At 32.9% G+C, this 26,324-nt stretch carries 27 protein-coding genes and 2 pseudogenes; 11 read left to right on the top strand and 18 right to left on the bottom strand.

Annotation, left to right across the window (positions count from 1 at the left end):
- Window positions 1-191: 191 nt before the first annotated feature.
- The 10 genes and pseudogenes from lon to C1Y58_RS24280 form a co-directional block, all read right to left on the bottom strand.
- Entirely contained in the window at window positions 192-2,576 is a 2,385-nt protein-coding gene (gene lon / locus C1Y58_RS24320) for an endopeptidase La (protein ID WP_105619714.1), read from the bottom strand.
- A gap of 21 nt (window positions 2,577-2,597) precedes the next feature.
- A complete protein-coding gene (locus C1Y58_RS24315) occupies window positions 2,598-3,116 on the bottom strand; it encodes a hypothetical protein (RefSeq protein WP_105619712.1) in 519 nt (172 codons plus the stop codon).
- Between the two features lie 76 nt (window positions 3,117-3,192).
- Window positions 3,193-3,609: a MarR family winged helix-turn-helix transcriptional regulator gene (locus C1Y58_RS24310; RefSeq protein ID WP_157950271.1), complete on the bottom strand. Its 417-nt coding sequence runs from the start codon at window positions 3,607-3,609 to the stop codon at window positions 3,193-3,195.
- Window positions 3,610-3,932: 323 nt separating this feature from the next.
- The gene (locus C1Y58_RS24305; RefSeq protein ID WP_105619708.1) at window positions 3,933-5,006 is read right to left on the bottom strand and encodes a uridine kinase family protein; all 1,074 of its coding nucleotides are present in this window, start codon (window positions 5,004-5,006) and stop codon (window positions 3,933-3,935) included.
- Window positions 5,007-5,445: 439 nt separating this feature from the next.
- Window positions 5,446-6,015 carry a class I SAM-dependent methyltransferase gene (locus C1Y58_RS24300; RefSeq protein WP_105619706.1) on the bottom strand — a complete coding sequence of 190 codons (570 nt, stop codon included), beginning with the start codon at window positions 6,013-6,015 and terminating at the stop codon, window positions 5,446-5,448.
- A 611-nt stretch (window positions 6,016-6,626) separates the two neighbouring features.
- A pseudogene (locus tag C1Y58_RS27345) lies at window positions 6,627-6,850 on the bottom strand (hypothetical protein); the annotation flags it as partial.
- A 240-nt stretch (window positions 6,851-7,090) separates the two neighbouring features.
- Window positions 7,091-8,449, bottom strand: a complete 1,359-nt coding sequence (rlmD, locus tag C1Y58_RS24295) for a 23S rRNA (uracil(1939)-C(5))-methyltransferase RlmD (protein ID WP_105619704.1) — start codon at window positions 8,447-8,449, stop codon at window positions 7,091-7,093.
- A gap of 61 nt (window positions 8,450-8,510) precedes the next feature.
- Window positions 8,511-8,867, bottom strand: coding sequence for a hypothetical protein (locus C1Y58_RS24290; RefSeq protein ID WP_207655817.1), 357 nt, complete (start codon window positions 8,865-8,867; stop codon window positions 8,511-8,513).
- Between the two features lie 152 nt (window positions 8,868-9,019).
- Window positions 9,020-9,508, bottom strand: coding sequence for a prolyl-tRNA synthetase associated domain-containing protein (locus C1Y58_RS24285; RefSeq protein ID WP_105619702.1), 489 nt, complete (start codon window positions 9,506-9,508; stop codon window positions 9,020-9,022).
- A gap of 110 nt (window positions 9,509-9,618) precedes the next feature.
- A complete protein-coding gene (locus C1Y58_RS24280) occupies window positions 9,619-11,877 on the bottom strand; it encodes an S-layer homology domain-containing protein (protein WP_105619700.1) in 2,259 nt (752 codons plus the stop codon).
- Between the two features lie 277 nt (window positions 11,878-12,154).
- On the opposite strand from C1Y58_RS24280, the gene C1Y58_RS24275 reads away from it, so the two are divergent.
- Together C1Y58_RS24275 and C1Y58_RS24270 are read left to right on the top strand one after the other, a co-directional pair.
- Entirely contained in the window at window positions 12,155-13,864 is a 1,710-nt protein-coding gene (locus C1Y58_RS24275) for a Na+/H+ antiporter NhaC family protein (RefSeq protein ID WP_105619698.1), read from the top strand.
- 247 nt (window positions 13,865-14,111) lie between these two features.
- The gene (locus tag C1Y58_RS24270) at window positions 14,112-14,876 is read left to right on the top strand and encodes a MerR family transcriptional regulator (RefSeq protein WP_105619696.1); all 765 of its coding nucleotides are present in this window, start codon (window positions 14,112-14,114) and stop codon (window positions 14,874-14,876) included.
- An 83-nt stretch (window positions 14,877-14,959) separates the two neighbouring features.
- Here the strand turns inward: C1Y58_RS24270 and C1Y58_RS24265 are convergent, their stop codons facing one another.
- Complete coding sequence (locus C1Y58_RS24265; RefSeq protein WP_105619694.1) at window positions 14,960-15,574, bottom strand: DUF975 family protein; 615 nt, start codon at window positions 15,572-15,574, stop codon at window positions 14,960-14,962.
- A 143-nt stretch (window positions 15,575-15,717) separates the two neighbouring features.
- On the opposite strand from C1Y58_RS24265, the gene C1Y58_RS24260 reads away from it, so the two are divergent.
- Window positions 15,718-16,014 carry a hypothetical protein gene (locus C1Y58_RS24260; protein WP_105619693.1) on the top strand — a complete coding sequence of 99 codons (297 nt, stop codon included), beginning with the start codon at window positions 15,718-15,720 and terminating at the stop codon, window positions 16,012-16,014.
- A 26-nt stretch (window positions 16,015-16,040) separates the two neighbouring features.
- Here C1Y58_RS24260 and C1Y58_RS24255 read toward each other — a convergent pair whose 3' ends face one another.
- Window positions 16,041-16,655 carry a ribonuclease H1 domain-containing protein gene (locus C1Y58_RS24255; RefSeq protein ID WP_105619691.1) on the bottom strand — a complete coding sequence of 205 codons (615 nt, stop codon included), beginning with the start codon at window positions 16,653-16,655 and terminating at the stop codon, window positions 16,041-16,043.
- Between the two features lie 133 nt (window positions 16,656-16,788).
- Between C1Y58_RS24255 and C1Y58_RS24250 the strand changes: the two genes are divergently transcribed.
- The 8 genes from C1Y58_RS24250 to C1Y58_RS24215 are packed head-to-tail and all read left to right on the top strand — an operon-like array spanning window position 16,789 to window position 20,926.
- Window positions 16,789-17,259, top strand: coding sequence for a Na+/H+ antiporter subunit E (locus tag C1Y58_RS24250; RefSeq protein WP_105619689.1), 471 nt, complete (start codon window positions 16,789-16,791; stop codon window positions 17,257-17,259).
- Window positions 17,260-17,511 carry an MrpF/PhaF family protein gene (locus C1Y58_RS24245; RefSeq protein ID WP_105619688.1) on the top strand — a complete coding sequence of 84 codons (252 nt, stop codon included), beginning with the start codon at window positions 17,260-17,262 and terminating at the stop codon, window positions 17,509-17,511.
- On the top strand, window positions 17,511-17,807 hold the full coding sequence (mnhG, locus tag C1Y58_RS24240) for a monovalent cation/H(+) antiporter subunit G (protein WP_105619686.1): 297 nt from the start codon (window positions 17,511-17,513) through the stop codon (window positions 17,805-17,807). The genes C1Y58_RS24245 and mnhG overlap by 1 nt, the downstream gene beginning before the upstream one ends.
- Window positions 17,808-18,338, top strand: coding sequence for a Na(+)/H(+) antiporter subunit B (locus C1Y58_RS24235; protein ID WP_105619684.1), 531 nt, complete (start codon window positions 17,808-17,810; stop codon window positions 18,336-18,338). It begins immediately after the preceding gene.
- Entirely contained in the window at window positions 18,335-18,598 is a 264-nt protein-coding gene (locus C1Y58_RS24230; protein WP_105619683.1) for a Na(+)/H(+) antiporter subunit B, read from the top strand. The genes C1Y58_RS24235 and C1Y58_RS24230 overlap by 4 nt, the downstream gene beginning before the upstream one ends.
- Complete coding sequence (locus C1Y58_RS24225; protein WP_105619681.1) at window positions 18,595-18,978, top strand: MnhB domain-containing protein; 384 nt, start codon at window positions 18,595-18,597, stop codon at window positions 18,976-18,978. The genes C1Y58_RS24230 and C1Y58_RS24225 overlap by 4 nt, the downstream gene beginning before the upstream one ends.
- A gap of 5 nt (window positions 18,979-18,983) precedes the next feature.
- The gene (locus tag C1Y58_RS24220) at window positions 18,984-19,328 is read left to right on the top strand and encodes a sodium:proton antiporter (protein WP_105619679.1); all 345 of its coding nucleotides are present in this window, start codon (window positions 18,984-18,986) and stop codon (window positions 19,326-19,328) included.
- Complete coding sequence (locus C1Y58_RS24215) at window positions 19,328-20,926, top strand: complex I subunit 5 family protein (protein WP_105619677.1); 1,599 nt, start codon at window positions 19,328-19,330, stop codon at window positions 20,924-20,926. Before C1Y58_RS24220 ends, C1Y58_RS24215 begins: the two co-directional genes overlap by 1 nt.
- A 95-nt stretch (window positions 20,927-21,021) precedes the next feature.
- Here C1Y58_RS24215 and C1Y58_RS24210 read toward each other — a convergent pair whose 3' ends face one another.
- The 6 genes and pseudogenes from C1Y58_RS24210 to C1Y58_RS26605 form a co-directional block, all read right to left on the bottom strand.
- A complete protein-coding gene (locus tag C1Y58_RS24210; protein ID WP_105619675.1) occupies window positions 21,022-21,645 on the bottom strand; it encodes a hypothetical protein in 624 nt (207 codons plus the stop codon).
- A 102-nt stretch (window positions 21,646-21,747) separates the two neighbouring features.
- Entirely contained in the window at window positions 21,748-22,842 is a 1,095-nt protein-coding gene (locus C1Y58_RS24205) for a DUF5305 domain-containing protein (protein WP_105619673.1), read from the bottom strand.
- A gap of 135 nt (window positions 22,843-22,977) precedes the next feature.
- Complete coding sequence (locus C1Y58_RS24200; protein WP_105619671.1) at window positions 22,978-23,796, bottom strand: hypothetical protein; 819 nt, start codon at window positions 23,794-23,796, stop codon at window positions 22,978-22,980.
- A gap of 66 nt (window positions 23,797-23,862) precedes the next feature.
- Complete coding sequence (locus tag C1Y58_RS24195) at window positions 23,863-24,429, bottom strand: hypothetical protein (protein ID WP_105619669.1); 567 nt, start codon at window positions 24,427-24,429, stop codon at window positions 23,863-23,865.
- 214 nt (window positions 24,430-24,643) lie between these two features.
- A complete protein-coding gene (locus tag C1Y58_RS24190) occupies window positions 24,644-25,846 on the bottom strand; it encodes a signal peptidase I (RefSeq protein ID WP_105619667.1) in 1,203 nt (400 codons plus the stop codon).
- Window positions 25,847-25,862: 16 nt separating this feature from the next.
- Window positions 25,863-26,324, bottom strand: a pseudogene (locus C1Y58_RS26605) (hypothetical protein); the annotation flags it as partial.

Raw genomic sequence — 26,324 nt, 5'->3', positions numbered from 1 at the left:
TGACTATTAGTCATATGACTTGTAGTCATAATATCATTTATACCACTTCTTGTCAATATACATTCAACACCTTTTTCAAACCTTTTGGAGCATATCTATTTCACACTCTTTAAATAGACACAAAAAATCACTGATACCTTTAGTATCAGTGATTTTATATACAAATACTTGACTAATTATATTCTGTTCATCTAACGATCTTCTATCATAGCCAAACCAATTTCTGATCTGGTTGCCTTTTCTTGAAATAAAATTTCTTTAGTGTATGGCTCCGGCAACTCGATACCTAATGCTTCTGTTAACACTTCATCAATAGTCTTGACATAAATAAATGTCAATTGGCTTCTAACTTCTTGTGGGACGTCTTCGATGTCACGCTTATTATCCTGTGGAAGGATAATCTTCTTAATACCAGAACGATGAGCAGCAATGACTTTCTCTTTAATACCACCAACTGGTAAGACCGCACCTCTTAAAGATACTTCACCAGTCATTGCAAGTTTAGCTTCTACAGGTCGATTACTTACCAATGATGCGATAGCCGTTAGCATGGTTATACCTGCAGATGGACCATCTTTAGGTGTTGCTCCTGCTGGTACATGAACATGCAAGTCCATCTTAGCGAAATCTGCTGGTGTCATATAAGTATATAATCGAGATTTAATTAAACTGAGTGAAATACGAACTGATTCTTTCATCACATCTCCTAATTGACCTGTCACCATTAAATTCCCCTTACCTGGAATAAATGCTGACTCAATATAAAGAATATCACCACCGACCGGTGTCCACGCTAACCCTGTTACGACACCTGGTAAGTTTCTTTCCTCCACTTTATCATATCGAACGATCTCATGACCGAGTAAAGAGGTTAGCATATTTTCTCGAATACGATAAGGTGCTTCTACTTTTCCAGTTACAATTTTCTCTGAGCTCACTCGCACCAACTTGTCAAGTTGCCTCTTAAGATTTCTAACCCCTGCTTCTCTGGTGTATTTATCGATAATTGCTTTAAAAGCATTGTCACTTAACTTAATATCTTCTTCTGTTAATCCATGTTCTTCTAAGCTGATTCTAAATAGATGATCGACAGCAATATGAAATTTTTCAACAGATGTGTAACTACCAATTTGAATAATTTCCATTCTGTCTTTTAAAGGTCCTGGAATGCTTCTTAAGTCATTCGCTGTTGCTATGAAGAATACATCACTCAAATCATATGGAGCATCCAAATAATGATCATTAAAGGTATTGTTTTGTTCAGGGTCCAGAACTTCTAACAATGCAGCAGCAGGATCTCCGCTTACTGAAGCCATTAATTTATCAACTTCGTCTAAGACAAACACGGGATTCCTTGTACCCGTACGTTTCATGCCTTGAATAATCTTTCCTGGCATTGCCCCAATATAAGTTCTTCTATGACCTCTAATTTCAGCCTCATCTCTTACTCCACCTAAGCTGATTCGAACGTACTCACGATTTAATGCTTCTGCAATACTCTTTGCTAAACTAGTTTTACCCGTCCCTGGTGGGCCTACTAATAATAATATAGATCCTTGCTTATTTTTCTTTAATTTCATCACAGTTAGGTGTTGAATAATTCTTTCTTTAACTTTGTCTAACCCATAATGTCTTTCATTTAGTGCCTTTGACGCATCCTCAATATCAATATCTTTTGGTTCTTCTTGATGCCATGGTAAAGATAGAATCAAGTCTAAATAACTCTTGATGACATTACTTTCTGCATTATTAAAACCCATGCTATCTAATTTGTCGACCTCTTCCAAAGCAATTTCTTCAATAGCTTCAGGTAGTTTAGCATCATCAATTTTGGTTCTATAGTCCTTTTTTCTCCCCTTACCATCTGTTTCATTCAATTCTTCTTGTATTGACTTCAGTTGTTCTCTTAAAAGTCGCTCTCTATATACTTTATTCATAGAATCCGAAAACTTAGAATTCATTTCAACTTGTAATTTTAACTGTTCTTTTCTTTCAATCATAATGTCAAGAAATCTTAAGCTTTTCTTTCTTAGAGACGTCATTTCCAGTACATTTTGCTTTTCTTCAATAGATAAGTTCAAAAATGGCATCAAAGCTGCAATGAGTTCATTTATGCTTTCTAATTCTGAAAGGTAATTGACGAAACCTTCAGCCCCTGGAATAGATCGACTCATTTCCTCAGTCATATTTTTAACATATTGAATCATTTCCTGTTCAGATTTTGAATCCATATCGACTAAATCAACCAGAGGTTCATAAGTTCCTATAAAACTGCTACCATCTAATTCGATGTCTAAAATTTTAATACGTTCAATAACATCCAAACTTAATCTATAACCATTGGCTTCTCTTTCAACTTCAGTTACTTTGATAAGATTTCCAACCTGATAAAAATCATCTTTATCATAGATATTTTTATCATCATGATCTTTCAATGTTATCGCAATGGCATATCCACCATTTTCCTCAATTGTATTTTGTAATGATAAATCATAGTGCCTGTCAGCATTGATCTTCAATTGTCCCTTACTAAATAAAACCATATCTTTTAACGGCATAATAACATGTTTTTTCATAGTGACCTCCTAACTTGCAGGTTATGCAACATCTAATGTTTTCTCAAATACAAGTTGTTCTGAGATATCATTTAATAGACTCTTTAGAACATTAACTGAATTCTTGTAAAGTTGCCATCCAAAAGCCTCTAATTGAGGTTTTAATACGTAATGCTCTATAAAAACTTTTATGAAGGCAAATACGATAACCACCATAGCACCTTGGTGAACGATAAAGTCTCCATGGCTGATCTCAGATATGACTAATACTAAAAGCACTGATAGTATGATTTCTAAAAAATTCATAAAACCATGAACATGGCTGAATATACTGGATAAAACCTTTTGCTTCTTTATTTCTAAGTGACTCTTAGATTGAAAGGAATGATACTCACCCTTTTTTATTTTCTTGCATAAACTACATTGTTTTTTTACTTTTTGATCAACAACATGCTCCTTATATTCATTAAGTTTCTCCTGTGCATCTTTGAATGCCCAAGAAATATTGTATTGCTCTCTATTTTCATAAATATCATCAAATTGCTCAAAAAATTGATTCATTAATTTCAATTCCCCTCCACATATTTAGAAATGTAATTAGTTTTGTTTAACCTAACTTTCTGGTTAAAAAAATTGATTACTCAATTTTCATTAAAATTTCTATTAACTTCTTAATGTCTTCCTCATCAAGCCGCTCAATCAGCTCACCGGCTAGAAAATCATTAGTCATAAGATTCAAATCTGCGATCTTCTGGCCTTTATCCGAAAGTTTTAAATAATATACTCTTCCATCTGCTGGACAGCTTTGCTTATAGACTAAATCCATTTTAATGAATTTTTTAACCATCTCAGTAACTGTAGGTTTAGATAGATTGAGCGTATCTGCTAATTGGCTGGTTGTAATACCACAAGCATTATTTAAGCTTTTTAAATATTCCATTTGCTTTAAACTTAACTCTGAAAGGTTTAAGTCATTCAGCAACGTTAAATAGCACTCGCCTTTTAATTGTGTTAATTTTGCTATTCCAATATTTAGCCTATCTCTTAATTCCATCATACACCTCTTAGTTAGTTCGTATTTACCTAACAATATTACACTTCTTTTTAGGAGTTGTCAAGTTTTTATATCAAAAATTCCCTCGAACCTTAATTTGAGGGAATTTTTGAATAAGTTCTGACCTGCACTCTAAAAACAATTCATTAATATCTATCCATTGATTACATGGATACTTGTCTATATTGTTGTAAAAATTAACTAGACAGTGATCAAAAAGATAGAATTCGATCAGTACAATCAAATCCTATCTCCTATTTATAACATGTATGCTTTAATGAGTTGCGTATCAATAAAATGCACACTAATTTCTATTAATCAAACTACCTAAATAACTCTAATAAATATTCGTGATGGCACTTTTCCTTTATACGAAATTCATTAAAGTATTTATCTTCCATAGGTATCCACTTTTTCTCAAAGTTTTTATACATCTCTAAGCCATCTCGTCTTATGATTCTTTCTTTCTGATTATCTGATTCAACGTTACAAAATAATTTCACATCATATATACTATCATATAATGGATGAAGGGAATAACTTCCTTCAACTATCAAAACTTTATTTGTATTCACTGCAATTTCATTCTTATAATTCATTATTTTGCAGCTAAAGACTCTATATTTAAAAGAGTCAACGTTTTTAATAACCTTTAATGCAACCTCCTGATAGAATCTCTCATAATGAATATTTCCACCAGGCTGACTCAAACGCTCTTTACTCCTTAAAGACGGCGGTAAAAAGAAATCATCCATCTGGATAACAACTCCATCAAAAAATTCTGATAATACCTGTGCTAAAGTTGTCTTTCCCGAGCCGCAAGGACCATCAATTCCAACAACAACTTTCTCATTCATCTTTAGTTTACTATGGATTCTTATTATAGCTGCTAATATCCTCATATATTTTTCTGATACAACACGGTATGCTGGTTTGTAAAGTACCCTATACTTTTCTGAATGTCTCAATAACGGTAAGCCTCTTTTCTCCCATTGCTCTAAAAAAGAATCAATCTCCCTTACTGAAAAAGGCAATTTGCCTTCAGAACAAATACGTCTTGACTCATTAACCCTCTCATAAAAATTATCTAAAGTTCCACTTACAACTTCTGCACTTTTAAGGAAAACTTCCCCAAAAATTTCTGGTGATATTCCAGATTTTTTTGCAGCACCTATGTTAAATCGAGCATATCCACCTCCGATACTTTCAAAAATCTCATCTTCATTTTCCTCAACATTCTCCCATTCTTTCATAAGCAGCTTATAACTGGCTTCTTTATTTTCAATTAAATGTCCACACCCAAATTCACTTTGATAAATAAGCTTTAGAGCATCTTGGACTTCCATCTCAGGATACCTAATTAAATTTTTCTTAAGTACTCTATATGTATAACTCATGTTTAATATAATTCCCCCCTAATATAATGGTTTTTGTCATAAGTGAACACTTGTGCGCTATTACTATCTTCCCTGCCATTATTCTTGATCTGTAAGAGCCGATAAACTACTGATCATATTCTCCATAAATTTGTTATTCCCCATAACATCACCCTTACTTTGCACCCAGATTCTATAAATTGAGCATTCATAGTCGTATTACCATACTCAGGTGGCTTTACGTTCATCATTGCTGTAACATATTTACAATACTCATTCCTTCATCCATATCATCAACCTCTATATCAATTACAACGGAGATTTTTATTTTATCTTCTTTTAATTCTTTAGCTGCATTCAAGCTTAATCATCTTAAAAACAATACCCTCCACGTTTGGTCTATTAATTGTAAATTCTATTAGCAAAAAGTATATTAACAATTACTCAAGTATAAATGAAGCTACTTTGAAAATACTATTTTGAATGTTTGATCATTAACTTCTCTTCTAACAACTTTGAAGCCAGCTTTCCTACCAAGATCAGCATAATAGTCTATACTTTGCTCTTTATTTTCCCAGAGCACACCATAGCCAGTTTCGATTGATTTAATTGGTGTTTCAACTCTAAGTTTTACTACAAATATGTCTTTGTCACCATTGTTGTACTTAGGTATAGTAGTATCCCACATAACGAACTGACCATCCTCTTTCAAAACCCTATAAATCTCTTTAAATACCGTTGCATGATCTTTACTATCAATATACATTAGTGTAAAAAATGATGTGGCAGTATCAAAAGATTCATCTAAAAAAAGTAGTTCTCTAGAATCCATGACAATTTTCACGGGACCTTCGGCCGCCTCTTCCAGTTCCCCTCTATTAGGATCTATAGATACTACTCTACTACCATAGCACAAACCTATGATTCCCTCTCCTCCACCTCCAATATCCAGTATCATATTTCCTTTAAAATCTCCGTCTAAAGTTACTTCTTGATTCATAATAAAATGCATTCTTTCTTCGTGACGCATAGTTACTCCTCCTTAGGTAAAATAAAATTATTATAAACGTTCTTTTGATTAGTAGAGCATATCAACTAACTCTCATTATCTCTTCCAGATAACAGTTCTCTTAGTTGTATTCCAACTCCAGTAAAGTCATAAATTGATATAAGTTGATCAGTGATACCAAATGCTTCGCCTCTCATAGGGATCTAGCTACCATTTCCTATAAAGGTAATGGTTGTATAATCTAAAACATATCTAAATCAGTATCATGAAGCATATTATACTCTGAACTTAGAAAATATTCATAAAATTAGATTTTTAATAAAATGTTTCATGACAAGCTCCCCTCTCAAAACTAATTAGTTAGTACTAACTAATTATATACAACTAACTATTTTTTGTCAATACCGGAAACAAAGGGATGGTTCTACTGTATCCAAACTGCTTTGATGATATATTATATTTCAGGTGAAATAATGGCAAAAATATGTAGATAAAAAATCAACACAAGTATATCATGTTATATTGAGGGGTATAAACAGGCAAATAATATTTCAAGCCAATTATGAATAGGTAATAGTGAATAGCATCCATAAATACGATGGCATATTTTTCAGTAAGGGGTCTATTTTGCCATACTTACTGTAGCCAAGTTCGTTTTCAAGTTCTCTTTCGAGCAGACCTTGAATCATATCTCCAAGTAGATCTTTGATCGTATCAGATCTTTGATCGTATCAGATCTTTGATCGTATCAGATCTTTGATCGTATCATGTGCATCCTGGGTTGTTTTAGGTTGATATTCTGCAATGAGTTGTTGATTAATGCTTCTCGTTCTGGTGATCGTTTTTTTCTTGCCATAAAAAATCCTCCTAGATTATATTTATTTTATCATTAATCTAGAAGGATTGCTAATTACACAAAATTATTTACAGACTCTTGATTATATTTCAAGAATTTCTTGCTATTTCTTCGACGTGTTTCCACATACCATATCATATAGTAATTCTTATTTCTATTCCTTTTCAGGTCTTTTTTAACGTAATTTTCGTATTTTACTAAAAGAATAGAAATCACAAAACGGCTTAAACACTAGTAAAATCAAAAGTTTTGACGACAAAGTCGTACTACTGTCTCCACATGTGGGGTTTGAGGGAACATGTCCACACACTGCGCTTTTTCTAATACATAACCGTTCTCTAATAGCACCTCTAAATCTCTCGCTAAAGACGTTGGCTTACATGAAACATAAACTAATTCTTTGGCACCAAAGTCAATAATTTTCTTCAATGCCTTTGGATGTATGCCATCACGTGGTGGGTCTAGAATGATAATATCAGGTTTATCTTTTAATTGATCAATCGCTTTTAAGACATCACCTGCGATGAACTCACAGTTGGTTAGTCCATTACGTTCAGCATTCATCTTAGCAGCTTCTACAGCTTCTTCAACAATCTCGATACCCATTACTTTCTTAGCAATTGGTGACATGATTTGAGCGATAGTTCCTGTACCACAATAAAGGTCAAAGATAGTCTTATCTTTTCCTTCACCTACAAACTCTCTAACTTTAGAATAAAGAACTTCTGCCCCTAATGAATTGGTTTGGAAAAATGAGAATGGTGATATTTTAAAGTTAAGATCTAATAGATCCTCAGTAAAATAATCTCTACCATGAAGTAATTTTAATTCATCACACTTAACGACATCAGCTAGGCTATCATTAATGGTCTGTAAGATACCTACGATTTCACCATCTAAGTTTAATGATGTAAGATGCTTAACATAATCATCAAGAATAAGCTCTTCCTGAGATGATGTAATTAGATTTACTAATATTTCTTTTGTATTAACAGCACGACGTACCACTAAATGTCTTAAAGTGCCTTCGTGATTACGTTTTCGATAATAGCTTGTACCCTTTTCTTTGAAATACTCTAATGTACATGTAAGAATCTTATTAAAATCCTCATGTACAATTAAACAATGATCTACTGTAACAATGTCATAAAATGATCCCTTCTTATGCATACCTAGCATTAAAGGACCATCTTTTATTTCATCTCCAAAGGAGTACTCCATCTTATTTCGGTATTCCCACTCTGTTGGGCTACTTACTATTGGTAGAAATTCATAGTCTACTCCAAGCTCATCAATGAGTTCTTTAACCTGTTCTTCTTTCATCTTGACTTGATCTTCATAGGATAAGTTTTGATAAACACAACCACCACAGCCATCAAAATGGATACATGCTGGTTTTATTTCATTTTCTGCTCTTTCCAGAATCTCAACTATGCGCCCTTCAATTTTACTTTTTCTCTTTTTTGTTATTCTTACTTTGACTTTTTGTCCTTTTACGACACCTTTGATAACAACTTTTTTGTCTTCAACTTCTAATATCCCTTTATTAGGAAAGTTGACTTTTGCTATAACACCTTCAATGATACTGTTTTTTTTCAAGTCATTCACCTCTGTACAATTTAACAGGCACCCCGAAGGATGCCTTTATGTTAATCACTTATTATTCTTCTTTGTTATCAGTTGTTGCTTCTTCAGCCTCTTCTACAGGTGGTTCTTCAACAACAACTTCTTCTTCCTCATATACTATACCATAGTCTCGATCATTATCATAGTCTTCTTCGTAATCTTCCTCATCATACTCGTCATAATCAAAATCATCGAATTCGTCAAATTCATCATAGAACTCATCTTCACGTAAGAATTTATACCATAAGAAGATAACACCACCAACTATTGCTGCAACAACTGCAATAGTAATCCATATCCAGGCTTTGCTTTTCTTCTCTTCTTCTTTTCTAAGTTTGTATATCATATCTTTTAATTCTTCAAAATTATAGTCTCTTCCTAACTTAAACATAGTTTTCTCCTTTCACATATAATGACATACCTAATTATACCATTCAAATATTATTTTGAACAGTATCAATTACAAATTCTCTCTTTCTTGTACTACAAACCTATTATATGCACCTTTTTCAATAGTTATAACTTGGATTTTAAAAAAGAAGTCTATAAATGAATCCAGATCATTTCATTACCTACCCAATTTATGAATTTTAATAAATTTTTATAGCTGATAACCACTGTTTTTGCATTATTATTGGGATGAAAACTGATACGCTCAGCATCTACTATACTTTGATCTATTATTAATTTAACTACTTTCTGACTATCATTTATCAGCCCAAAGGGACCAACTTCTCCAGGCACCAGACCTAAATATTTCATTAACCTCTCCGGTGAAGCAAAACTTAGACGAGTACTTTCTATGATTCTAGCTAGTCTTCTTAAATCAACCCTTTTACTACCTTCTACTAATGTTAAATAATGCTGGTCACCTTTACTATTTCTTAAGAATAGATTTTTACAGTAAACACCACCTATTTTCTTTTGTACATCATCTATCTCTTCCATGTTATGAGCTGGTTCATGTTCAAAAAGCTCATAGGCAATATCTAATTTGTCTAAAAGTGCATAAACTTGTTTCTCTTTATCCATGGTTTCTCCTTCTGATCAACTAGTTGTATATATTATACCATGACTTACTTCATCTTAATCTAAAAAATTGAGGAGCTGATTATTATTAATCAGCTCCTCTTTATACTTAATTAATTACCACTTAGCAAATTGTATAGAGCTACTGCAGCTTCTTCATAAGTGACATTTTTCTTTGGATAGAACTTACCATCCTCACCTTTAAGAATACCTAATCCTTCACCAATGGCTACATAACCCATTAGGTCTTTGGATATATCTTCTGCATCAGAAAAACTAGCTTTGTAAATACTGGATAACTCAGCTAAATCATTGTAACCTAACATTTTAACCATGTACATAGCCATCTCTTCACGATTAAGTACCTTATCAAAGTCCCACTCTATAGCTTCATTCTCAACAAGACCATAATAAATAGCTCCCATTAAGTGATCATAAGCATCATCTTCTTTAGTCACGTTCGTAAACTTTAAGGCATCATCATCTTCCACATAGTAACTACTGTAGCCTAATATGTTGACAAGTATCTTGATAAATTCTGTTACTGTCATATCATCTTGAAGGCTAACACCTTCATAATCGATAAAACCATATTGTTGCATAATGGTAAGCTCTTTTTCAGACGGATGCCCTTCAAAATTCACATAGATTTTATCATTTGTCACTGAATTTCCCCAGTAGTCAAGAACTTCTCCAGTTTTTGCATCAACAGCTGCTGGGTAACTATAGACATCTTCTACCTCTAAAGTATAAACTGGTATAGCTTTTTTATCAGCACTCTCATAATCTTCCATTACATAAGATAAGTGGCTTTCATAGTGATTTAAGTAGGCATCTATAGCTTCTTTCTCACTTATAAGATTTTCAAACTTAGGAAATTCTAGTTTACTCCATGTATAATAAATACTATTAACGTCTCCTGAGTATGCGCCAATCTCAATGTCTATGCTATTATTATAATACTCAATACCATTCACGCCTCTTGAAAAACTAAAATAGTAGAATACATCTTCCATTCCATATTCATCATAATAGTATGAGTTATCATAATAAGTCTGTTTGGTAATAATTTCTTTAAATTCATTTGGGTAAAGGGTAGCTATCATGGCTACTGCTTCTTTGTAAGCTTCTTCCCAAGACATTTTTTCTTCTGTACCTGACTGAGATAACATATACTCTTTGTCTTCGCCGTTATGACTGTAATATGTTAACTTACCTGTTTCAGCTTCTATATCCATGCTTGAGTAGGAGTAATTATAAGGATTACTTTCACCTTGTAATTCTACTGACCATAATTTTTCTTCATCATAATCATATAACCACGTACCATCAATTTTCATATCGGTAATGCCCATGAGATCTTTATAAATCAAAGCTACATTGTTTACTTCTTCATCTGTATATGTTACATTGGCTGGTTGTGGTATGTCTATACTAATATCCTTCAAACGTTCCTTATCTTCTGATGATAAATCAGTAACTACTTCATCATCATCTACAATATATGATGTCACATACTCAAATTCGTTACCACCTTCAGCATTGATCATATATTTATTAAATCTAGGTTCGTACACTGCAACAATAGCTTCTGTTTCATAGGTATCTGGATTACTTTGTTCCACATAATTAAGCTCTACAGTACAACTGTCTGCCAGTATCTTATAAGCCTCTTCATTACTTATCATGTTAGATACTTCAACAAATTGAACATCTTCATGCCAACCGATGGAGTAATAGTCAATCTTACCTGTTATTGCATCTACATCAATATTAATGTAGTTGGTATCAAATGGGATATCATTATGTACACGTACATATTGGAAGCTATAAGTTTCTGACGGATATGCTCCGTAATTGTCGTCTTCTTCTAACATAACTCCTTTTGCATATACTGGTTGTATCTTTTTTAAGAAAGCATTACTTATTACTTTTGCTTCATCATAAGATAACTTTGGTATATAGTTAAAATTACTATTATAATCATATTCCCATTGATCAAAACTTACCACTTCGCCTGACATAGCATCTATTTCAAAACTAATGTCTTTACTATAGCTATCATCATATTTAGAAAAGTAGATAGAATAAAACAGATCACTAGTAGAACGCCAACTATAGTCCTCTAAATATATATCCATTTCATACTCGTCATTAAGTTCAACAGCTATATACTCTTTTGCAAATTCCAATGCGATTGCAATGGCATCTTCTTGACTAATTTTTGGCTCCATTGTAATTCCTAACTGTTCATCATCTGAGGCTGCTAATGTTATTTCTTTATCTATAACTTGCGCCTCGCTCACAAATGGCTGCATAAAAACAACCAATGCAAAGCATACTGCTAAAAATCCGCTACTAATTTTTCTCATATTTACTTACCTCCTTTAAGTTTTCCAAAGAAAATTATACTACAATTCCATTTATATGTAAACTAAGCTATTTTATCACTAAGTCCCTCTGTTTTATTGCCTATCTCATGCAAAATCCCATCATAATTTTGAACAGCATTGGTATGAGGCAAAAATATTTTATGTAATAGTATAAATTTTATAAATATTAACAATTATCCTTCAATATATTTCATTTCTTCGTCATATATATTATAATTAGTTGTATGCCTATATTTTTAAGGAGGGGGTTTTCTTAATGGGCAAATTGAATAAAGTCTTTCTAATTATTGTTTTAGTCTTAGGTCTAGGATTAGCAATGTTAGCTCCTCGCTATGTTACTGACACGTCTGCTGGATTTGGTGCTTGGTCTCTTATTCCTCCAATATTAGCTATACTTTTAGCTTTCTTAACGCGGCAAGTTATTCTGTCACTGTTCTTGGGAGTTTTCTCAGGAGTTCTGATGGTTTATGGGGGAGACATCTTTACTTCTTTTCTTCGTACACTTGATACATACTTACTCGGTAGTTTAGCTGATTCATGGAATGCTGCAATTATCTTCTTTACATTAAGTATTGGCGGTATGGCCGGTATTGTTGCAAAGAGCGGCGGTACTAAAGCAGTAGCAGAATGGCTAGCTAAAAAAGCTAAAACACCAAGAGCAGCTCAAATTTCTACTATCTTTGCAGGTATCTTTATTTTCTTCGATGATTACGCTAATACATTAATCGTAGGTCCAACCATGAGACCTATGACTGACAAAATGAAAATATCAAGAGAAAAGTTAGCCTATATTGTTGACTCAACAGCAGCACCTATCGTAGGTTTAGCAGCAATATCTACTTGGGTTGGTTATGAAATTGGTATTATCTCTGGTGTTTTCGGTGACCTAGGTGTCGATACCAACTTCTTCTTACTATTCATGAAAACTGTCCCATTCACTTTTTATAATATATTCGCCATTGCATTAGTGATCTATCTTGCTGCGTTAAAAAAAGATTATGGTCCAATGTATAAGGCAGAAAAGAGAGCTCGTCTTGAAGGCAAATTATTGGCTGATGATGCAAAACCAATGTCCAACTTAGAGACACAGTCTGAAGAAGTTAACGCAGGGGTTACACCCAAAATTTCTTCTGCTTTAATTCCTATCATTACTTTAATCGTAACTGCTTTCGTTGGTTTATGGTATAACGGCTACACATATGTTGTCGAAGACGGTGTAAGCTGGACCAATATGGCAGAATGCTTCGGCGCTGCTGACCCATCTGTAGCTTTGATTTGGGCTGCAATTTTTGCAAGCATTGTAGCAGGTGTTACAGCTATGGTGAACAAGACCATGAAATTGGGTGAGGTATTTGATTCATGGATAGAAGGATGCAAATCCTTATTTATAACTGCAGTTATATTGGTTTTAGCTTGGTCCATTGGAACGATTGTTTCTGAAATTGGAACTGCTGATTTTCTAGTAGGATATGTGCAAACAAGTATTCCAGCTATACTATTACCAATCATTGTATTTATTATCTCTTGTTTAGTAGCCTTTGCTACAGGTACTTCATGGGGAACAATGGCTATTGTAGTACCATTAGCTGTCCCATTGGCTGCAAACTATGTTAACGGTAGTCCAGAAGCTTCTATTCTTGTATTAGCAACATTAAGTTCTGTACTTTCAGGTTCTATCTTTGGTGACCACTGTTCACCTATTTCCGATACAACCATTATGTCATCAATGGCATCAGGTGCAGATCATATGGATCACGTAAAAACTCAGATCCCTTATGCTTTAACAGGTGCCGCATTTGCCATCATTGGTTATTTAATAACTGGTTTGGTATCTTCATGGATAGGTGTCGTATTGGCATTACTATTTGGTATCTTAGGTATTGGTCTCTTTGTAAAATATGTTGGCAAGAGTGTCGATTTTGGCAGGCCTACTCATTTAAATAAAAATACGAATATCGAAGCTTAAACTTATAAACAGCAGCTTATGGTCTACCCCTTAAGCTGCTATTTTTTTAACTATATTTTAAGTTAATGTTTTCTTTGGAGATAAAAATGGTAAAATAAATATATAAAATATCCTTGACTCTTACGTTGCGTGATAGACTATTCTATTATTGTAAGTCACTGAAACGTCCTATTAAATAATTCAAATTTTAATTATTTCTAGACTTACGTTAGTGGGAAGTTTCAGTATAAAAATGGAGGTAATTGATATGGCTTATCGAGTGAAAGAAGTAGCTCAAATGGTAGGAATAAGTGTGCGCACACTTCACTATTATGATGAGATTGATTTATTAAAACCAGATGAGGTTACTGAAGCTGGCTATAGGTATTACAGCGATAGCAATTTGGAAGTCCTCCAACAGATTCTCTTTTTTAAAGAAATGGATTTCAATCTTTCTGAAATCAGAGACATTCTTAATGATCCATCTTTTAACAGAAAAGAAGCTTTGTTAACTCACAAGGGATTCTTGATTAAAAAGAGAAATCGACTTGATCGCATTATCAATAATGTTGATAAGACTCTCAACACAATGAAAGGAGAAATGGATATGAATCAAAAAGACATGTTTGATGGATTCGATATGACCGAAATTGAGAAATATAAAGAGCAATATAGGGAAGAGGTAAGAGAAAAATACGATACTGCTAAAGTAAAAGAATGTGAAGAAAAAACGGATTCTTATACAAAAAAAGATTGGGCTATTATCCAAAAAGCAAGTGAAGAAATCACTCAATCTATCAGTAGGAAAATGAATTTAGGACCTAGTCATCCAGAAATACAACAGCTAATGGATGATTATCGTGCTCATATTACTAGGTACTTCTATGAATGTACACCTGAGATCTTTAAAGGTCTTGGTGAAATGTATGTAGCGGACCCTCGTTTTACAGCTTACTATGAAAAATATAAAGAAGGCTTAGCTACTTTTATGAAAGAGGCTATTGATATTTACTACAACAATCAAGGGAACTAATTACGAACATTAAAGAAAGGAAATCCACTAACGGATTTCCTTTTTATCGTCTTCATATACAACCTTTTTACCTAATCTTAATACTATAATGTTACAGTTGCCTCTATATTTTGTTTCCCATTAACGTCCTCATAGAACACCGCAAAACTTGTTTGCATATAAGGAGCTAACCATAAGTAGCCGATACCTAAAGTTAAGATACAAAGTAGTGACCATCCTATAAAACTTAAGGATAATAAGAAAAGCTTACCTTTGTTACCACTCATTAATCGTTTGCTTTCTGCAATGCATTCCATAACGCCCATTTCTGGATTATCTGCAAGGATATAGAATGCTAATGAGTATCTAAAAGCTGCTATCATCCCTGGTATAATGAATAAAAGCATCCATAAAAAAATAAACAAACCCATCATAAATGTAAGACCAAATGCTTTCAGAATGTTCCTGAATCCTAGAAAACTATCCTCAAAACTTGCTGCACCTGTTCTTATAAACTTAATAAAGAAAATAGCGATTCCTAAAGATAAAGCTCCTTGAATGAAAAGAGCTCCTATAACACCTACAATAGGGATTAAGCCTAGTAAACCACCAACAGTACCACCTAAAATAGATAGTACAAGCATAACACCAATTGGAGTCCCCCAGTTCCCACTAAGGAGACGTCTTGCTTCGCCTCTTATTTCACTATTTGACATCATCAAATTCCCTCACTCTCAAATCTTTATTATAACAAACATAAAATGTTGCCTTTCACATATTACTACATAAATACCATGAGGTCAATCGCATAAATTTAACAGCTAACTCATATATAATAAAAAAGCAATAAGGATTGATTGCTGTGAGTAGTTACCAACAGGATTTATTTGTACATCTCTTTAAATCAGTAAATGGATTAGATAAATTTTTTGCTGTGAAAATACTAGAGCAGTTGGTTATTAAAGCTGAATTACATATCGAAGAAATTTATTTGATCTTTGGCAACCATAGAAAGAAAACTGTACGTAAAATTCTATCTCTGTTAGAAGAAAATCACTTGGTTTTTAGCAACGATTCAGGTAATAAAAAGATCTATCAGATTACTAAGTCTGGGGAAGAACTCGTCATTCAGAGTTACAGTAACTACCCTTATCTATAAGGAAAAAGCGCTTAGTATATTTCATACTAAGCGCTAAAATGTCTACTACTATTTACAATGGCATTCTTAGCCAATTCATCAGCTTCGTCGTTGTATCGATTACCGCTATGTGCCTTAACCTTGACAAAAACTATTTCTATTTGCTCGCTTATTTCATCATAATACTTGGCATACTCCTTTGTACCAACTTTATTAGCTTTCCAAGCCTTGGTACACCATTTAGCAATCCCCTCATAATCATGGTGTATGACGATGGTACTTACGCCTTGTTTAAGGGCATAATCCATAGCCATCTTGGATGCTAGAATTTCACCTGCTACATTACGCATATCCACTAAATTGGGATCATTCCCACTCTCACTCAAAGTAACTTTCTCTCCTTGGTAAAGAATAACTGCTCCTGATCCATATATTCTTAAATCTTTATCATAACTACCATCTACATAAGCAATCATATCATTGTCAGTAAAAGACTTTCTAGTATTATTACCATGACCTAAATAAGCCTCTGCTTCATCTTTAGTCTTAAAACTCTTAAATTCCGCGCCTGTATAGCCTTTGACATGCTTTTCACATTCGCTCCATGTCCCAAAAAGGCCTGTCTTTCTTCCTTTTCTAACCGCATATACTTTTTTACCCATTTCTTATCTCCTTTGTGCATTGACTATCATCACTTAGATTATAACACATTTTATAATCTATCAACCAATAATACTTGTTTTAGCAACAGCCTTTTGATATACTACAAGTAAATAAATAAAAAGGTGTGATGTGATGAAAAAACTAATTCATGATCTTCCTTTTAGTGTTATCAGCACACTACTGTGGTGTATACTCAACGAAAGTTTTCAACCTTTTATTATTGTAACTGGTCTCTTGTTAGGCTTTTTTTCTCTTGGAATGGGACGTTTATTCCTTGGTTTTCCTATAGACTCAATTCATATCTCATTTAATTTAGTTAAACTATTCAAGTATATCTTTGTTTTAATCATTAATATTTATAAAGCCAGTTTGAAATGTATACTACTCATTATAAAAGGCCATTCCAATATAAAAGTAGTTTCAGTTAAAACTCATCTAAAAAAAGATTGGCATAAAGTTGTCTTATCCAATTCTGTAACTTTAACACCGGGTACCATTACTATTGATTTTTTTAAAGATACTTTACTTGTTCTGACCCTTTCAGGTAACTCTGACTCCATTACAGATGATTTTGAAAGTATCTTAGTGAAGGAGGATAGCTAATTGCAAACGATTATTCTACTACTATCATTCATTATGATTTTTAGTTTATTACGACTTATTCTTGGTCCTTCTGTATGGGACAGACTTTTAGGTCTTAATTTAATGTCACTAAAAATAACTGCTCTTATCGTATTGTTCGCCTTACTTAATGATCAGAACTATCTTTTAGACATTGCATTAGCCTATGCACTCTTGAACATCATTGGCTTAATCTTTATAAGTCGGTTTATTCAACAGAAAGGAAAGATCTAATGAACGAAATAATTGGATTAGTTTTAATGGCAGTCTCATTAATTTTTATTTTGATTGGCAGTATTGGTTTATTTAGATTTAAGAACTTTTATTCAAGAATACTTATTGCATCTCTCATTGATACAGCTGGATTTATCTGTATGATGTTTGGTGTTATGGTTTATAAAGGCTTTAGCTATTTTAGTTTAAAAGTATTCCTTATACTCTTTGCTGTACTACTTTTAAATCCTGTTAGCACCCATTTTATAACAAAGAGTGCCCATTATAGTGGTTACCATGTGAAGAAAGGTGATTAGATGCAGCAGTTATTTTTCCTTTTAATGATTATTTTTTCTATTTTAGCTGTACAAACCAATATCCTTAGGCGAGCAATCATTTATTTAGGTGTCTTCTCATTAATATCTTCATTTACTTACTTGCTTTATAATGCTCCTGATGTGGCAATTGCAGAAGCGATAATAGGAAGTACACTCTCCACTATTCTTTTTCTAGTAGCCCTCAAGAAATATAAAATCTTTCGTATCTATTTGACTAAGACAAAAGGTCACCACTTATCGCCTAATAATAATGACCTTGTTAATGCATTAAAAAAATTCGTTATGAAAGAGGAATTAGAACTAGATGTCATCTATACCTCTCATAACTTGGAAGAAGTTTTGAAATTAGATGACTTTGACATAATCGTAGAAGAAAAAAATGATCAGCTTTATATCTTTGGTGATGGTACTAACTATCACTATGAGAATCTACAGAAATACCTGCAAGAAGATTTTACAGGTCCTGTTGTTTATAATTGTTTAATCCTTGAAACGGGGGATGATGAATGAGAAGAAAAGGAATAGCTTTACTTATGGTTAGCTTATTTATACTTGTTCTCCAGTTTCCAGTTAGTTCAATAGAAACTATCTCTGAGCAGGTATCAACTTACTATACCACTCACTTTCAAAATGATACAGGGGCTTCTAATGCTGTCACTGCCATCTATTTAAACTATCGAGTATTTGATACCCTTTTTGAAGCTTTACTCCTTTTAGTAAGTATTATCGGGATTATCCATTTTTCAAGACATGAAGGTGATATAGAATGAATAATTGTGATCCAATTGTAGCTAAAACTTTATCTGTAGCCTATCCATTTATCCTTCTTTTTGGCTTTTATATTATACTTAATGGTCATATAACACCTGGGGGAGGATTTCAGGGTGGTGCTGTATTAGCAGCCATTTTTATCATACGTTACTTAATAACACCAGAAAAAAATATTGATCTAAAAAGGCTTCAAATTATTGAAAAAGTACTCTATTTGTGTATTATGCTCCTACCTATCTTACTAATATTCAATCAAATGCTTGCATTTGATTGGATGAAACAGTTCTACCTTGTATCAATGAATACTTTGATAGGTATAAAGGTGTGTTGTGGTTTAACGATTATCTTTTATCGATTTGTACTATTTGAAAGCAGGTGACAACAATGGATTTTTTAAATGGTGAAACAGTTAGCATCATACTGTTTCTTGTGGGCATCTATGGCCTCTTAGCTCGAAGGAATATCTTGAAAACAGTTATTTCCTTAGGAATCATACAGGCAGGTCTTATCTTATTCTTCCTATCTATTCGTTTTACTCCTGATAGTAAACCACCAATTGGGTCGGAAGGAGCCTTAATGGTCGATCCTTTACCTCAAGCTTTAATGATCACTGCAATTGTTATTGGAGTAGCAGTAACAGCTGTAGCATTAACCATGTTCATGACACTCTATCACCGTTATGGAACAACTAACTGGCTTAAAGTCATTAGAAAAAGAGGGGATTCGTAATGCTTTATTGGTTTATATTGTGGCCAGTACTTATTGCCACACTTCTTTACTTAATCAATGCAAGACATTTGAAATTGATGGTTATCTTAACACAGTTTGCTTTTTTAGTGAGTTCCTTTGGGTTGTTTTGGAAAGTTAAGACTGAAGGTGTTCTAACAGAGACTTTAGGCCATTGGCCTGTGAACATTGGTATCACATTATATGCGGATTTGATTACAGCTGTCTTGATCATGCTGACTGTCTTTTTATTTTTAATGATGTTCATTTTCAGTTATCAGAAGTTATATGCTAATAAGCTTTTTATGTTCTTATTTATGTTGTTACAGGGACTCATTAATGGTATCTTTCTATCTAATGATCTCTTTAATCTCTATGTACTTATTGAAGTTTCAACAATAGTAGTCAGTATACTCATCATGTTCAAGAAAGACTCAAGGTCCATTTATGATGGTATGATCTACCTCCTAACAAATATTGTTGCTATGACATTTTTCCTTTTTGGTGTAGGCTATATGTATAAATTATTTGGTTCCTTAGATCTTACTTTTATTGCTGAACATATTCATTTGGTCGAGCCCAAGGATCTTATACTGCCTTATAGTTTACTTATAACTGCAGTAGGATTAAAATCGGCCATTATGCCCTTATTTAGTTGGTTACCTCGAGCTCATGGTACACCCTCTGCTCCCTCATCCGTATCAGCTATCTTATCTGGTCTTTATGTCAAAGGAGGGGTCTACTTATTAATACGGCTTCAAGATACTTTTTCTACGGCTTTAGATATTCATGAACTCTTTCTTATTATGGGATTCTTAACAGGTATTATTGGCTTCATACTTGCTCTATCACAAACAGATATCAAACTAATTCTGGCCTATCATACCGTTAGCCAAATTGGTCTCATAGTATTTGGACTCAGCTTAAATCATCCTTATAGTTATTGGGGCAGTATTTACCATATTCTTAATCATGCAATATTTAAGTCCACTTTATTTATAACTGCTGGAATGATCATCGATTCTTATCACACCCGGGATATAAGAAAGATTAAAGGAGTACTTTATAAGATGCCTTTAGTTAGTTTTGTCACATTAATGGCTTTCTTTGGAATAACAGGCGCACCATTTTTTAATGGCAGTATTTCTAAGTATTTAATTCAGAAAGGTACAGTTGGTACTTTTTACGAATATGGTTTATTGCTTATTAATCTAGGAACCATTATGTCATTTGTCAAATACATGTCTATTTTCTTTGGTAAAGATGAGATTCACCCAAATGAAAAGGTACACTCCCCCTTAAACCAAAGGGTTGTGATCTTTATATTAGGACTCTTCTGTCTAACAGGTGGTGTATTTGGGACTTATTTAATTGATTTCTTTTTTAATCAGCATTTTGAAATAGATCCTAGTAGCTATTTATTCAAGGCTGGGGTTTATCTACTAAGTCTCATCGTTGGAATCTTATTTTATAGATTTGTATATAAGAGAATTAAACTCTTTAAAAAGATTAGAAGCATTGAATTAAGCTTTAATGGTATAGTGTTTTCAATTGTTCTTTTCTTTGCTTTTGTGATGGTCTATTTAGGGATTCCCTTATAATTAAGAATTAAGTAATTAAAATACCCCTATTATAATGATGGGTTATCCCACATTGTAATAGGGGCTTATAATCTTAAGAAATAATACGCTATCATCTATTCTATAATATCATTTACATTGATTAAAAGATCTACAGTAGCTTGCATATTTTCCAATTCATTTTCAGCAGCTTCATCCATGCGTAGAGTATATCTGAAATCTACAAAGCTCTCTTTATTAATAGTAAATTCTTCACCTTCGCTTAATAGAAAGACTTCCTTAGATAGATCATTACTACTACTATTTTCTTTATAGTATAACTCTGCTAAAGTCTTGTTTTCTACAATACTATTATCAAAAACTGCTAGCCTACCTTTCTTTATTGTAAGTAACATATTATTTAAGAAAGATGTGTACACCATTGTGGGGTCATAATTTTCATCTGCACTGAGTAGTTTTGTCTTAAGACCTAAATTACTTATCTCAACCCCTTTTAAAGTATTATTATTCTTAATTCGTATTATCCCATTTTTTTCTTTCCCAGGATACCAGAGTTCATCTCCAAACAAATTTCCCTCTTGAGTTATTTGTCCGTCATCTATGGTTATAACTACATCAGGATCTGCCTCTACCATCACCGCATAAGTAATCTGTGTTATATTTTTAGCTAAAAACCCGACAATGATTAATGCTAGAGCTAACGGTATTATTTTATTAACTGGTATCTTTTTTTTATTCAATTCCTTCACCTCATCATCTATTACAAAATTAATTACTGTGTCTTATCTAGATTTTCTCCTAAATCAACTTTTTTAATCTATTTGTAGTCACTGTTATGTAGGTTACATTTCCTCTGTTTCCTCACCACTATAATAATCGTAACTACTTTGCTCTTCTAGTTTTTTGTTGATATCAAACAAATACAATTCATTATCATCAATTACATAGAACTCATTCATATCTTTTCTATAAGGGCTGTATTGGTACAAAATTGGTTTACCTATCTCATCTGCAATTCTCACTAGGTCATCTATGGATTTAACCTTATTAAGATTTTCACATGTAGCAGCAATCTCTGCATTTAAAGCTACCAAACGATTTCCATGATTTTTGAATATCTTCTTTAATTCTTTTTCAAATTGATCGATGTTATTAATTCCCTTAGTAAAGAATATGAGGAATATAAGTCCCATGAGTGATAATGCTAGTATACAACTGTATACTATAACTCTAGATTTATTTACTGGTAAGATAATTTGTTTTGTTTCTTCTATGCTTCCTGGCTTCTCTTCTACTCCACTTTCATTGATCTCAAAAAAACTTGTATTAAGTGGGACTATAATGGAGGGTGATATTCGTTCTTCAACAAGCCCATATTCTGTGTTGGCTTTTAAATTTATATTCATTGAAACAGTTAACTTAATATTTGAATTAATATTTGACTCTTCAATAACTTGTGCTACAAATATATTATACTCATTAATATTTAACTGTATGTCCTCTTTAATATTTATGCGATTATCTTTAGCTTGTAAGCTTGTCTTTGGTAAAAGCTCATATTTTTTCTTCCAGATGGACTTATAGGTTTCTCCCTCGCCTGTATACCCTTCAACTGATGCAATAATCTCATAATCTCCACTAATATTAGACTCTTTATCACTAGCAAACTCATAAATGAAAGATGTTTGAAAAAAGTCAATAAACTCAGTAATATAAATATTACCTTTATCTAAACTTCCATTATCATATATAATATTAGGCTTTAAGACTGCTTGATAGTTTATATCTGTAGAACTACTATAATTATAAAGTGAAGTAGTTTCTTCCATAAAATCAGGATTTAATTCATTATATAGCATAAGGAAGGCTAAACACATCAATGCTCCTATTATTATGAGCAAACCTAGTTTTATATTTTTATTCATTCGTAATTTCATAAATAACACTCCTATCCAAACCCCTATGTATAATATATTCTATAAGATCAAATAATTGCTATTCATTTTACATAACTATAATTTTAACTTTAATTAAGCAGAGTCAGATATACTGACTCCGCTTATTAAATTTATTTATGGTTGATTTATTGGTGCTTCTGGATCATTAAATTGTGTCCAGTGTAATATAATATCAAATCTAATGCCTTGATCACATAAGTTCTTTTCTTCTACTGTATGTGATAATTCAAATTTAATAAATGGCTCAATACCATATTCATCATCTTCGCACATATTCAAATAATCAAAGGGTAATAATTCTACTCCAGATAATAATGTATTTAGCTTATTTTCCAAGTTGCTAAAATTAACATTATTAACTCGTACAGGATCCCCATTATCTCCGTATAGTTTTCCTAGCTCATTATACTTTTTGTAGCGTAAGTTTTTGATTTTGAATTCGCTAATTAATGCATTAAACTCTTCATCATCAACCTCTACGGGTTGATAATCACCTTCAGCATCCTCAAGATAAAATTTTACTTCAGCATAATCAAATACTGCTGGTATTGAACCAATATTCTTTACTTGAACAGGAACAAACATTCTAATTCCAGGATATACATTTGAAAATGTTGCAGTTAAAACATCTGCATAATACTGAGGATCTGGATTACATGGTGGCTCTGGATACGGAATACCTATAATATTGTCAGGAAATAATTCAGGATCTATATCTGCTTCTGCTAAAACTATATCACTATCGTCTGTAGCTTTAACTTTAACAGATTTATCTTTTACCCATGGCTCTAAAGGTTTATAAAACTTTACATTGAATTCTCCTGTCGAAACAGTTGTATTCAATTGAATAGAATCTGTCCAATATGCATACCCTGCTCCCATTAGAATAATTGATAAAACTAAAACAAATGCAATAACTTTTGTTTTATTCATTCTTATCACTCACTTCAAAAAATTTAAAATTTAGCAGGACTTACTAAGTCCTGCTACTACCTATCATTAATCATTGTTAAATTGCGTAAATGTTGGATTGAAGCTAAAACTATAACTACCATTTTCAGCAACGTCCGCTCCAGTTGTGCTAACATCAATATCTATTAATACTTCGATAGGTTCTTGAGCTGGGATATCAGGTAATTCACTTAGATTTACACTTTCTAAATCATACGTGGTACCATCATATTTAATAGATTTATTAATAGTTACACCATCTATAGGTGTTTCTTCACTAAATCCAAGAGAAGAAAATTGTACAGGAATTGTACTATCATTGAGGATTACCAGGGTTAAATCAGCTGTTGCTCCAGGATAAAGTTTATCTAATACAACTACAGCATCACTATTAGGTTCATCAGCAGTACCTGAATAATCTACACTTCCCACAGCAACATCTTCATTATCTGAATTAAATGTAACAGTATCAAGAGTATTGTCAAAATAAAGATCTAATTGAGCAGTACTTACAGTTGTTGTTAATGTAACTGCATCTGACCAGTATGCATAGCCAGCACCCATCATCATAACTGCTACAGCTAATACTAACGCTAATATTCTAGATTTTTTCATCTTAAAAACTCCTTTATTTGTGTATTTAATAATTAAAATTTCACTTAATGGCCATTAAGTACTTGAAAAACCTTTAAGCCAATTTATATAGTTGATATTTGGCTTTTCCATTAATAATTATATCCTTTTATTTCCTTTTATTCACCCTTCTATGGTATACTCTTTAATACTACTTTTGAGTAATAAATATCTACCACTTTTGTATTATTATCGATTAAAACTCAATCCCTTCCATAGTTACGTCATCTTCACTTCTAATAAGTAGTGTCAGCCAACCTATTTTAGGTACTACATATTTGATTACACCTTTAATTTGCTCTGGCTTTACAAGCTGCAAGTCTGCTACTGAATTGTTGTCTCCCTTTGAACGATAACTTTTCCCATTTTCATCTTCAACTACTTCTATTATCCGATGGGATATTAATATATCATCTCTCTTAAATTGAACAACATCCCCTATATCTACACTATTACCATCTATCTTTTGTACGATAATAACATCTCCAGGCATAATCATAGGCTCCATACTACCAGTAGCGATTACTGAAGGATATATAGGAAATACTCCCACAGCAAACCATATAATTGCTATTGATAGTATACTTGTTATAATCCAGCTGATAGGACTTTCTCGATCTTGTTCTCTCTTATTAATTTCTTTTATTCCTTTTAAATATATACTTTGAATAGTCATTAATGAAAATATAGGGTATAAAATACCTATTAAGGCTTTGGTGATCCACTTTAAATCAGGTAATACAGGAGATAGCCAATGAAACCCTTCAATAATTCCAAAATACATAATCGAAACCAATGGCCCACCCAAAAATACAAGGTATGTGGCCAATAAATTGTGAGCAAATTCTGGGGCAAAATACTCTGCTATAAATGTGACAATTTTTATATTCTCATTTAGATTGGTATATTTTTTTAATGATATACTTGTAATAGTCATAAATAAGGTAACTAATATAAATACTGAATAATTTTCCTTTTTCGTAAAATTATTTACTAAATAATTTCTAATCTGTTCCCGCCCAATTAACAATGTTCCTATATAAATAATGTTTGTTATAATACCTATTAGTGAATGACTATAGGGACTCTTTCCTAATCCATCTATTAATCCAGCTAATACTTGAACAATTATGTAAAAAATTGCAAAGTTGAATGCCCACCAATAAATACGACTTCTGAATACTAATTTCCCTTTTGAACGTTGCCGTGGCAATCGCCATACTATAAAAGCTATACTTGTCCATATGCTCGGTTTAATGATATAATTCAAAATTCGGCTATCAAAGAAAGATACTATAGCCGAATTTTCAAAAATATATATGCAACACATAATTAGTATGAGTAATAAACTTATTAACTTAGATTGTCTTGTTGGTAGATATCTATCTTTAGTAAACATTATATCCTCCTAATGATCATTCCGTGCCACCTGTCTGTTCTGGAGTTTGTGGTTCTGGTTCTTCTGTTGCTGGGTCTTCTGTTGTTGGTTCTTCCGTTGATGGTTCTCCTGTTGCTGGTTCTTCCGTTGATGATTCTTCTGTTGCTGCTTCTTCTACTGCTGGGTCTTCTGTCGCTACTTCCTCTACTGTTGGGTCTTCTGTTGCTGCTTCTTCTACTGCTGAGTCTTCTGTTACTGCTTCTTCTACTGCTGAATCCTCTGTTGCTACTTCTTCCACTGCTGGGTCTTCTGTCGCTACTTCTTCTACTGCTGGGTCTTCTGTTGCTACTTCTTCTACTGCTGGGTCTTCTGTCGCTACTTCCTCTACTGCTGGGTCTTCTGTTGCTACTTCTTCTACTGCTGGGTCTTCTGTTGCTTCTTCTACTGCTGGGTCTTCTGTTGCTACTTCTTCTACTGCTGGGTCTTCTGTCGCTACTTC

Source organism: Vallitalea okinawensis (genome assembly GCF_002964605.1).
GTDB classification, from domain to species: Bacteria; Bacillota; Clostridia; order Lachnospirales; family PQDH01; genus Vallitalea_A; species Vallitalea_A okinawensis.
This window is presented reverse-complemented; position numbering and strand designations above follow the sequence as displayed.

Excerpts from the sequence above, each read along its gene's own strand:
- C1Y58_RS24230 (WP_105619683.1), top strand. The coding sequence starts at position 18,335 with ATGAGAAGAAAAGGAATAGCTTTACTTATGGTTAGCTTATTTATACTT.
- C1Y58_RS24285 (WP_105619702.1), bottom strand. The coding sequence starts at position 9,508 with ATGGATAAAGAGAAACAAGTTTATGCACTTTTAGACAAATTAGATATT.
- C1Y58_RS24305 (WP_105619708.1), bottom strand. The coding sequence starts at position 5,006 with ATGAGTTATACATATAGAGTACTTAAGAAAAATTTAATTAGGTATCCT.
- C1Y58_RS24215 (WP_105619677.1), top strand. The coding sequence starts at position 19,328 with ATGCTTTATTGGTTTATATTGTGGCCAGTACTTATTGCCACACTTCTT.
- mnhG (WP_105619686.1), top strand. The coding sequence starts at position 17,511 with ATGAACGAAATAATTGGATTAGTTTTAATGGCAGTCTCATTAATTTTT.
- C1Y58_RS24290 (WP_207655817.1), bottom strand. The coding sequence starts at position 8,867 with ATGTTTAAGTTAGGAAGAGACTATAATTTTGAAGAATTAAAAGATATG.
- C1Y58_RS24280 (WP_105619700.1), bottom strand. The coding sequence starts at position 11,877 with ATGAGAAAAATTAGTAGCGGATTTTTAGCAGTATGCTTTGCATTGGTT.
- lon (WP_105619714.1), bottom strand. The coding sequence starts at position 2,576 with ATGAAAAAACATGTTATTATGCCGTTAAAAGATATGGTTTTATTTAGT.
- C1Y58_RS24250 (WP_105619689.1), top strand. The coding sequence starts at position 16,789 with ATGAAAAAACTAATTCATGATCTTCCTTTTAGTGTTATCAGCACACTA.
- C1Y58_RS24300 (WP_105619706.1), bottom strand. The coding sequence starts at position 6,015 with ATGCGTCACGAAGAAAGAATGCATTTTATTATGAATCAAGAAGTAACT.
- C1Y58_RS24255 (WP_105619691.1), bottom strand. The coding sequence starts at position 16,655 with ATGGGTAAAAAAGTATATGCGGTTAGAAAAGGAAGAAAGACAGGCCTT.
- C1Y58_RS24275 (WP_105619698.1), top strand. The coding sequence starts at position 12,155 with ATGGGCAAATTGAATAAAGTCTTTCTAATTATTGTTTTAGTCTTAGGT.
- C1Y58_RS24310 (WP_157950271.1), bottom strand. The coding sequence starts at position 3,609 with ATGGAATTAAGAGATAGGCTAAATATTGGAATAGCAAAATTAACACAA.
- C1Y58_RS24220 (WP_105619679.1), top strand. The coding sequence starts at position 18,984 with ATGGATTTTTTAAATGGTGAAACAGTTAGCATCATACTGTTTCTTGTG.
- C1Y58_RS24315 (WP_105619712.1), bottom strand. The coding sequence starts at position 3,116 with ATGAATCAATTTTTTGAGCAATTTGATGATATTTATGAAAATAGAGAG.
- C1Y58_RS24225 (WP_105619681.1), top strand. The coding sequence starts at position 18,595 with ATGAATAATTGTGATCCAATTGTAGCTAAAACTTTATCTGTAGCCTAT.
- C1Y58_RS24200 (WP_105619671.1), bottom strand. The coding sequence starts at position 23,796 with ATGAATAAAACAAAAGTTATTGCATTTGTTTTAGTTTTATCAATTATT.
- C1Y58_RS24270 (WP_105619696.1), top strand. The coding sequence starts at position 14,112 with ATGGCTTATCGAGTGAAAGAAGTAGCTCAAATGGTAGGAATAAGTGTG.
- C1Y58_RS24235 (WP_105619684.1), top strand. The coding sequence starts at position 17,808 with ATGCAGCAGTTATTTTTCCTTTTAATGATTATTTTTTCTATTTTAGCT.
- C1Y58_RS24195 (WP_105619669.1), bottom strand. The coding sequence starts at position 24,429 with ATGAAAAAATCTAGAATATTAGCGTTAGTATTAGCTGTAGCAGTTATG.
- C1Y58_RS24190 (WP_105619667.1), bottom strand. The coding sequence starts at position 25,846 with ATGTTTACTAAAGATAGATATCTACCAACAAGACAATCTAAGTTAATA.
- C1Y58_RS24205 (WP_105619673.1), bottom strand. The coding sequence starts at position 22,842 with ATGAAATTACGAATGAATAAAAATATAAAACTAGGTTTGCTCATAATA.
- C1Y58_RS24265 (WP_105619694.1), bottom strand. The coding sequence starts at position 15,574 with ATGATGTCAAATAGTGAAATAAGAGGCGAAGCAAGACGTCTCCTTAGT.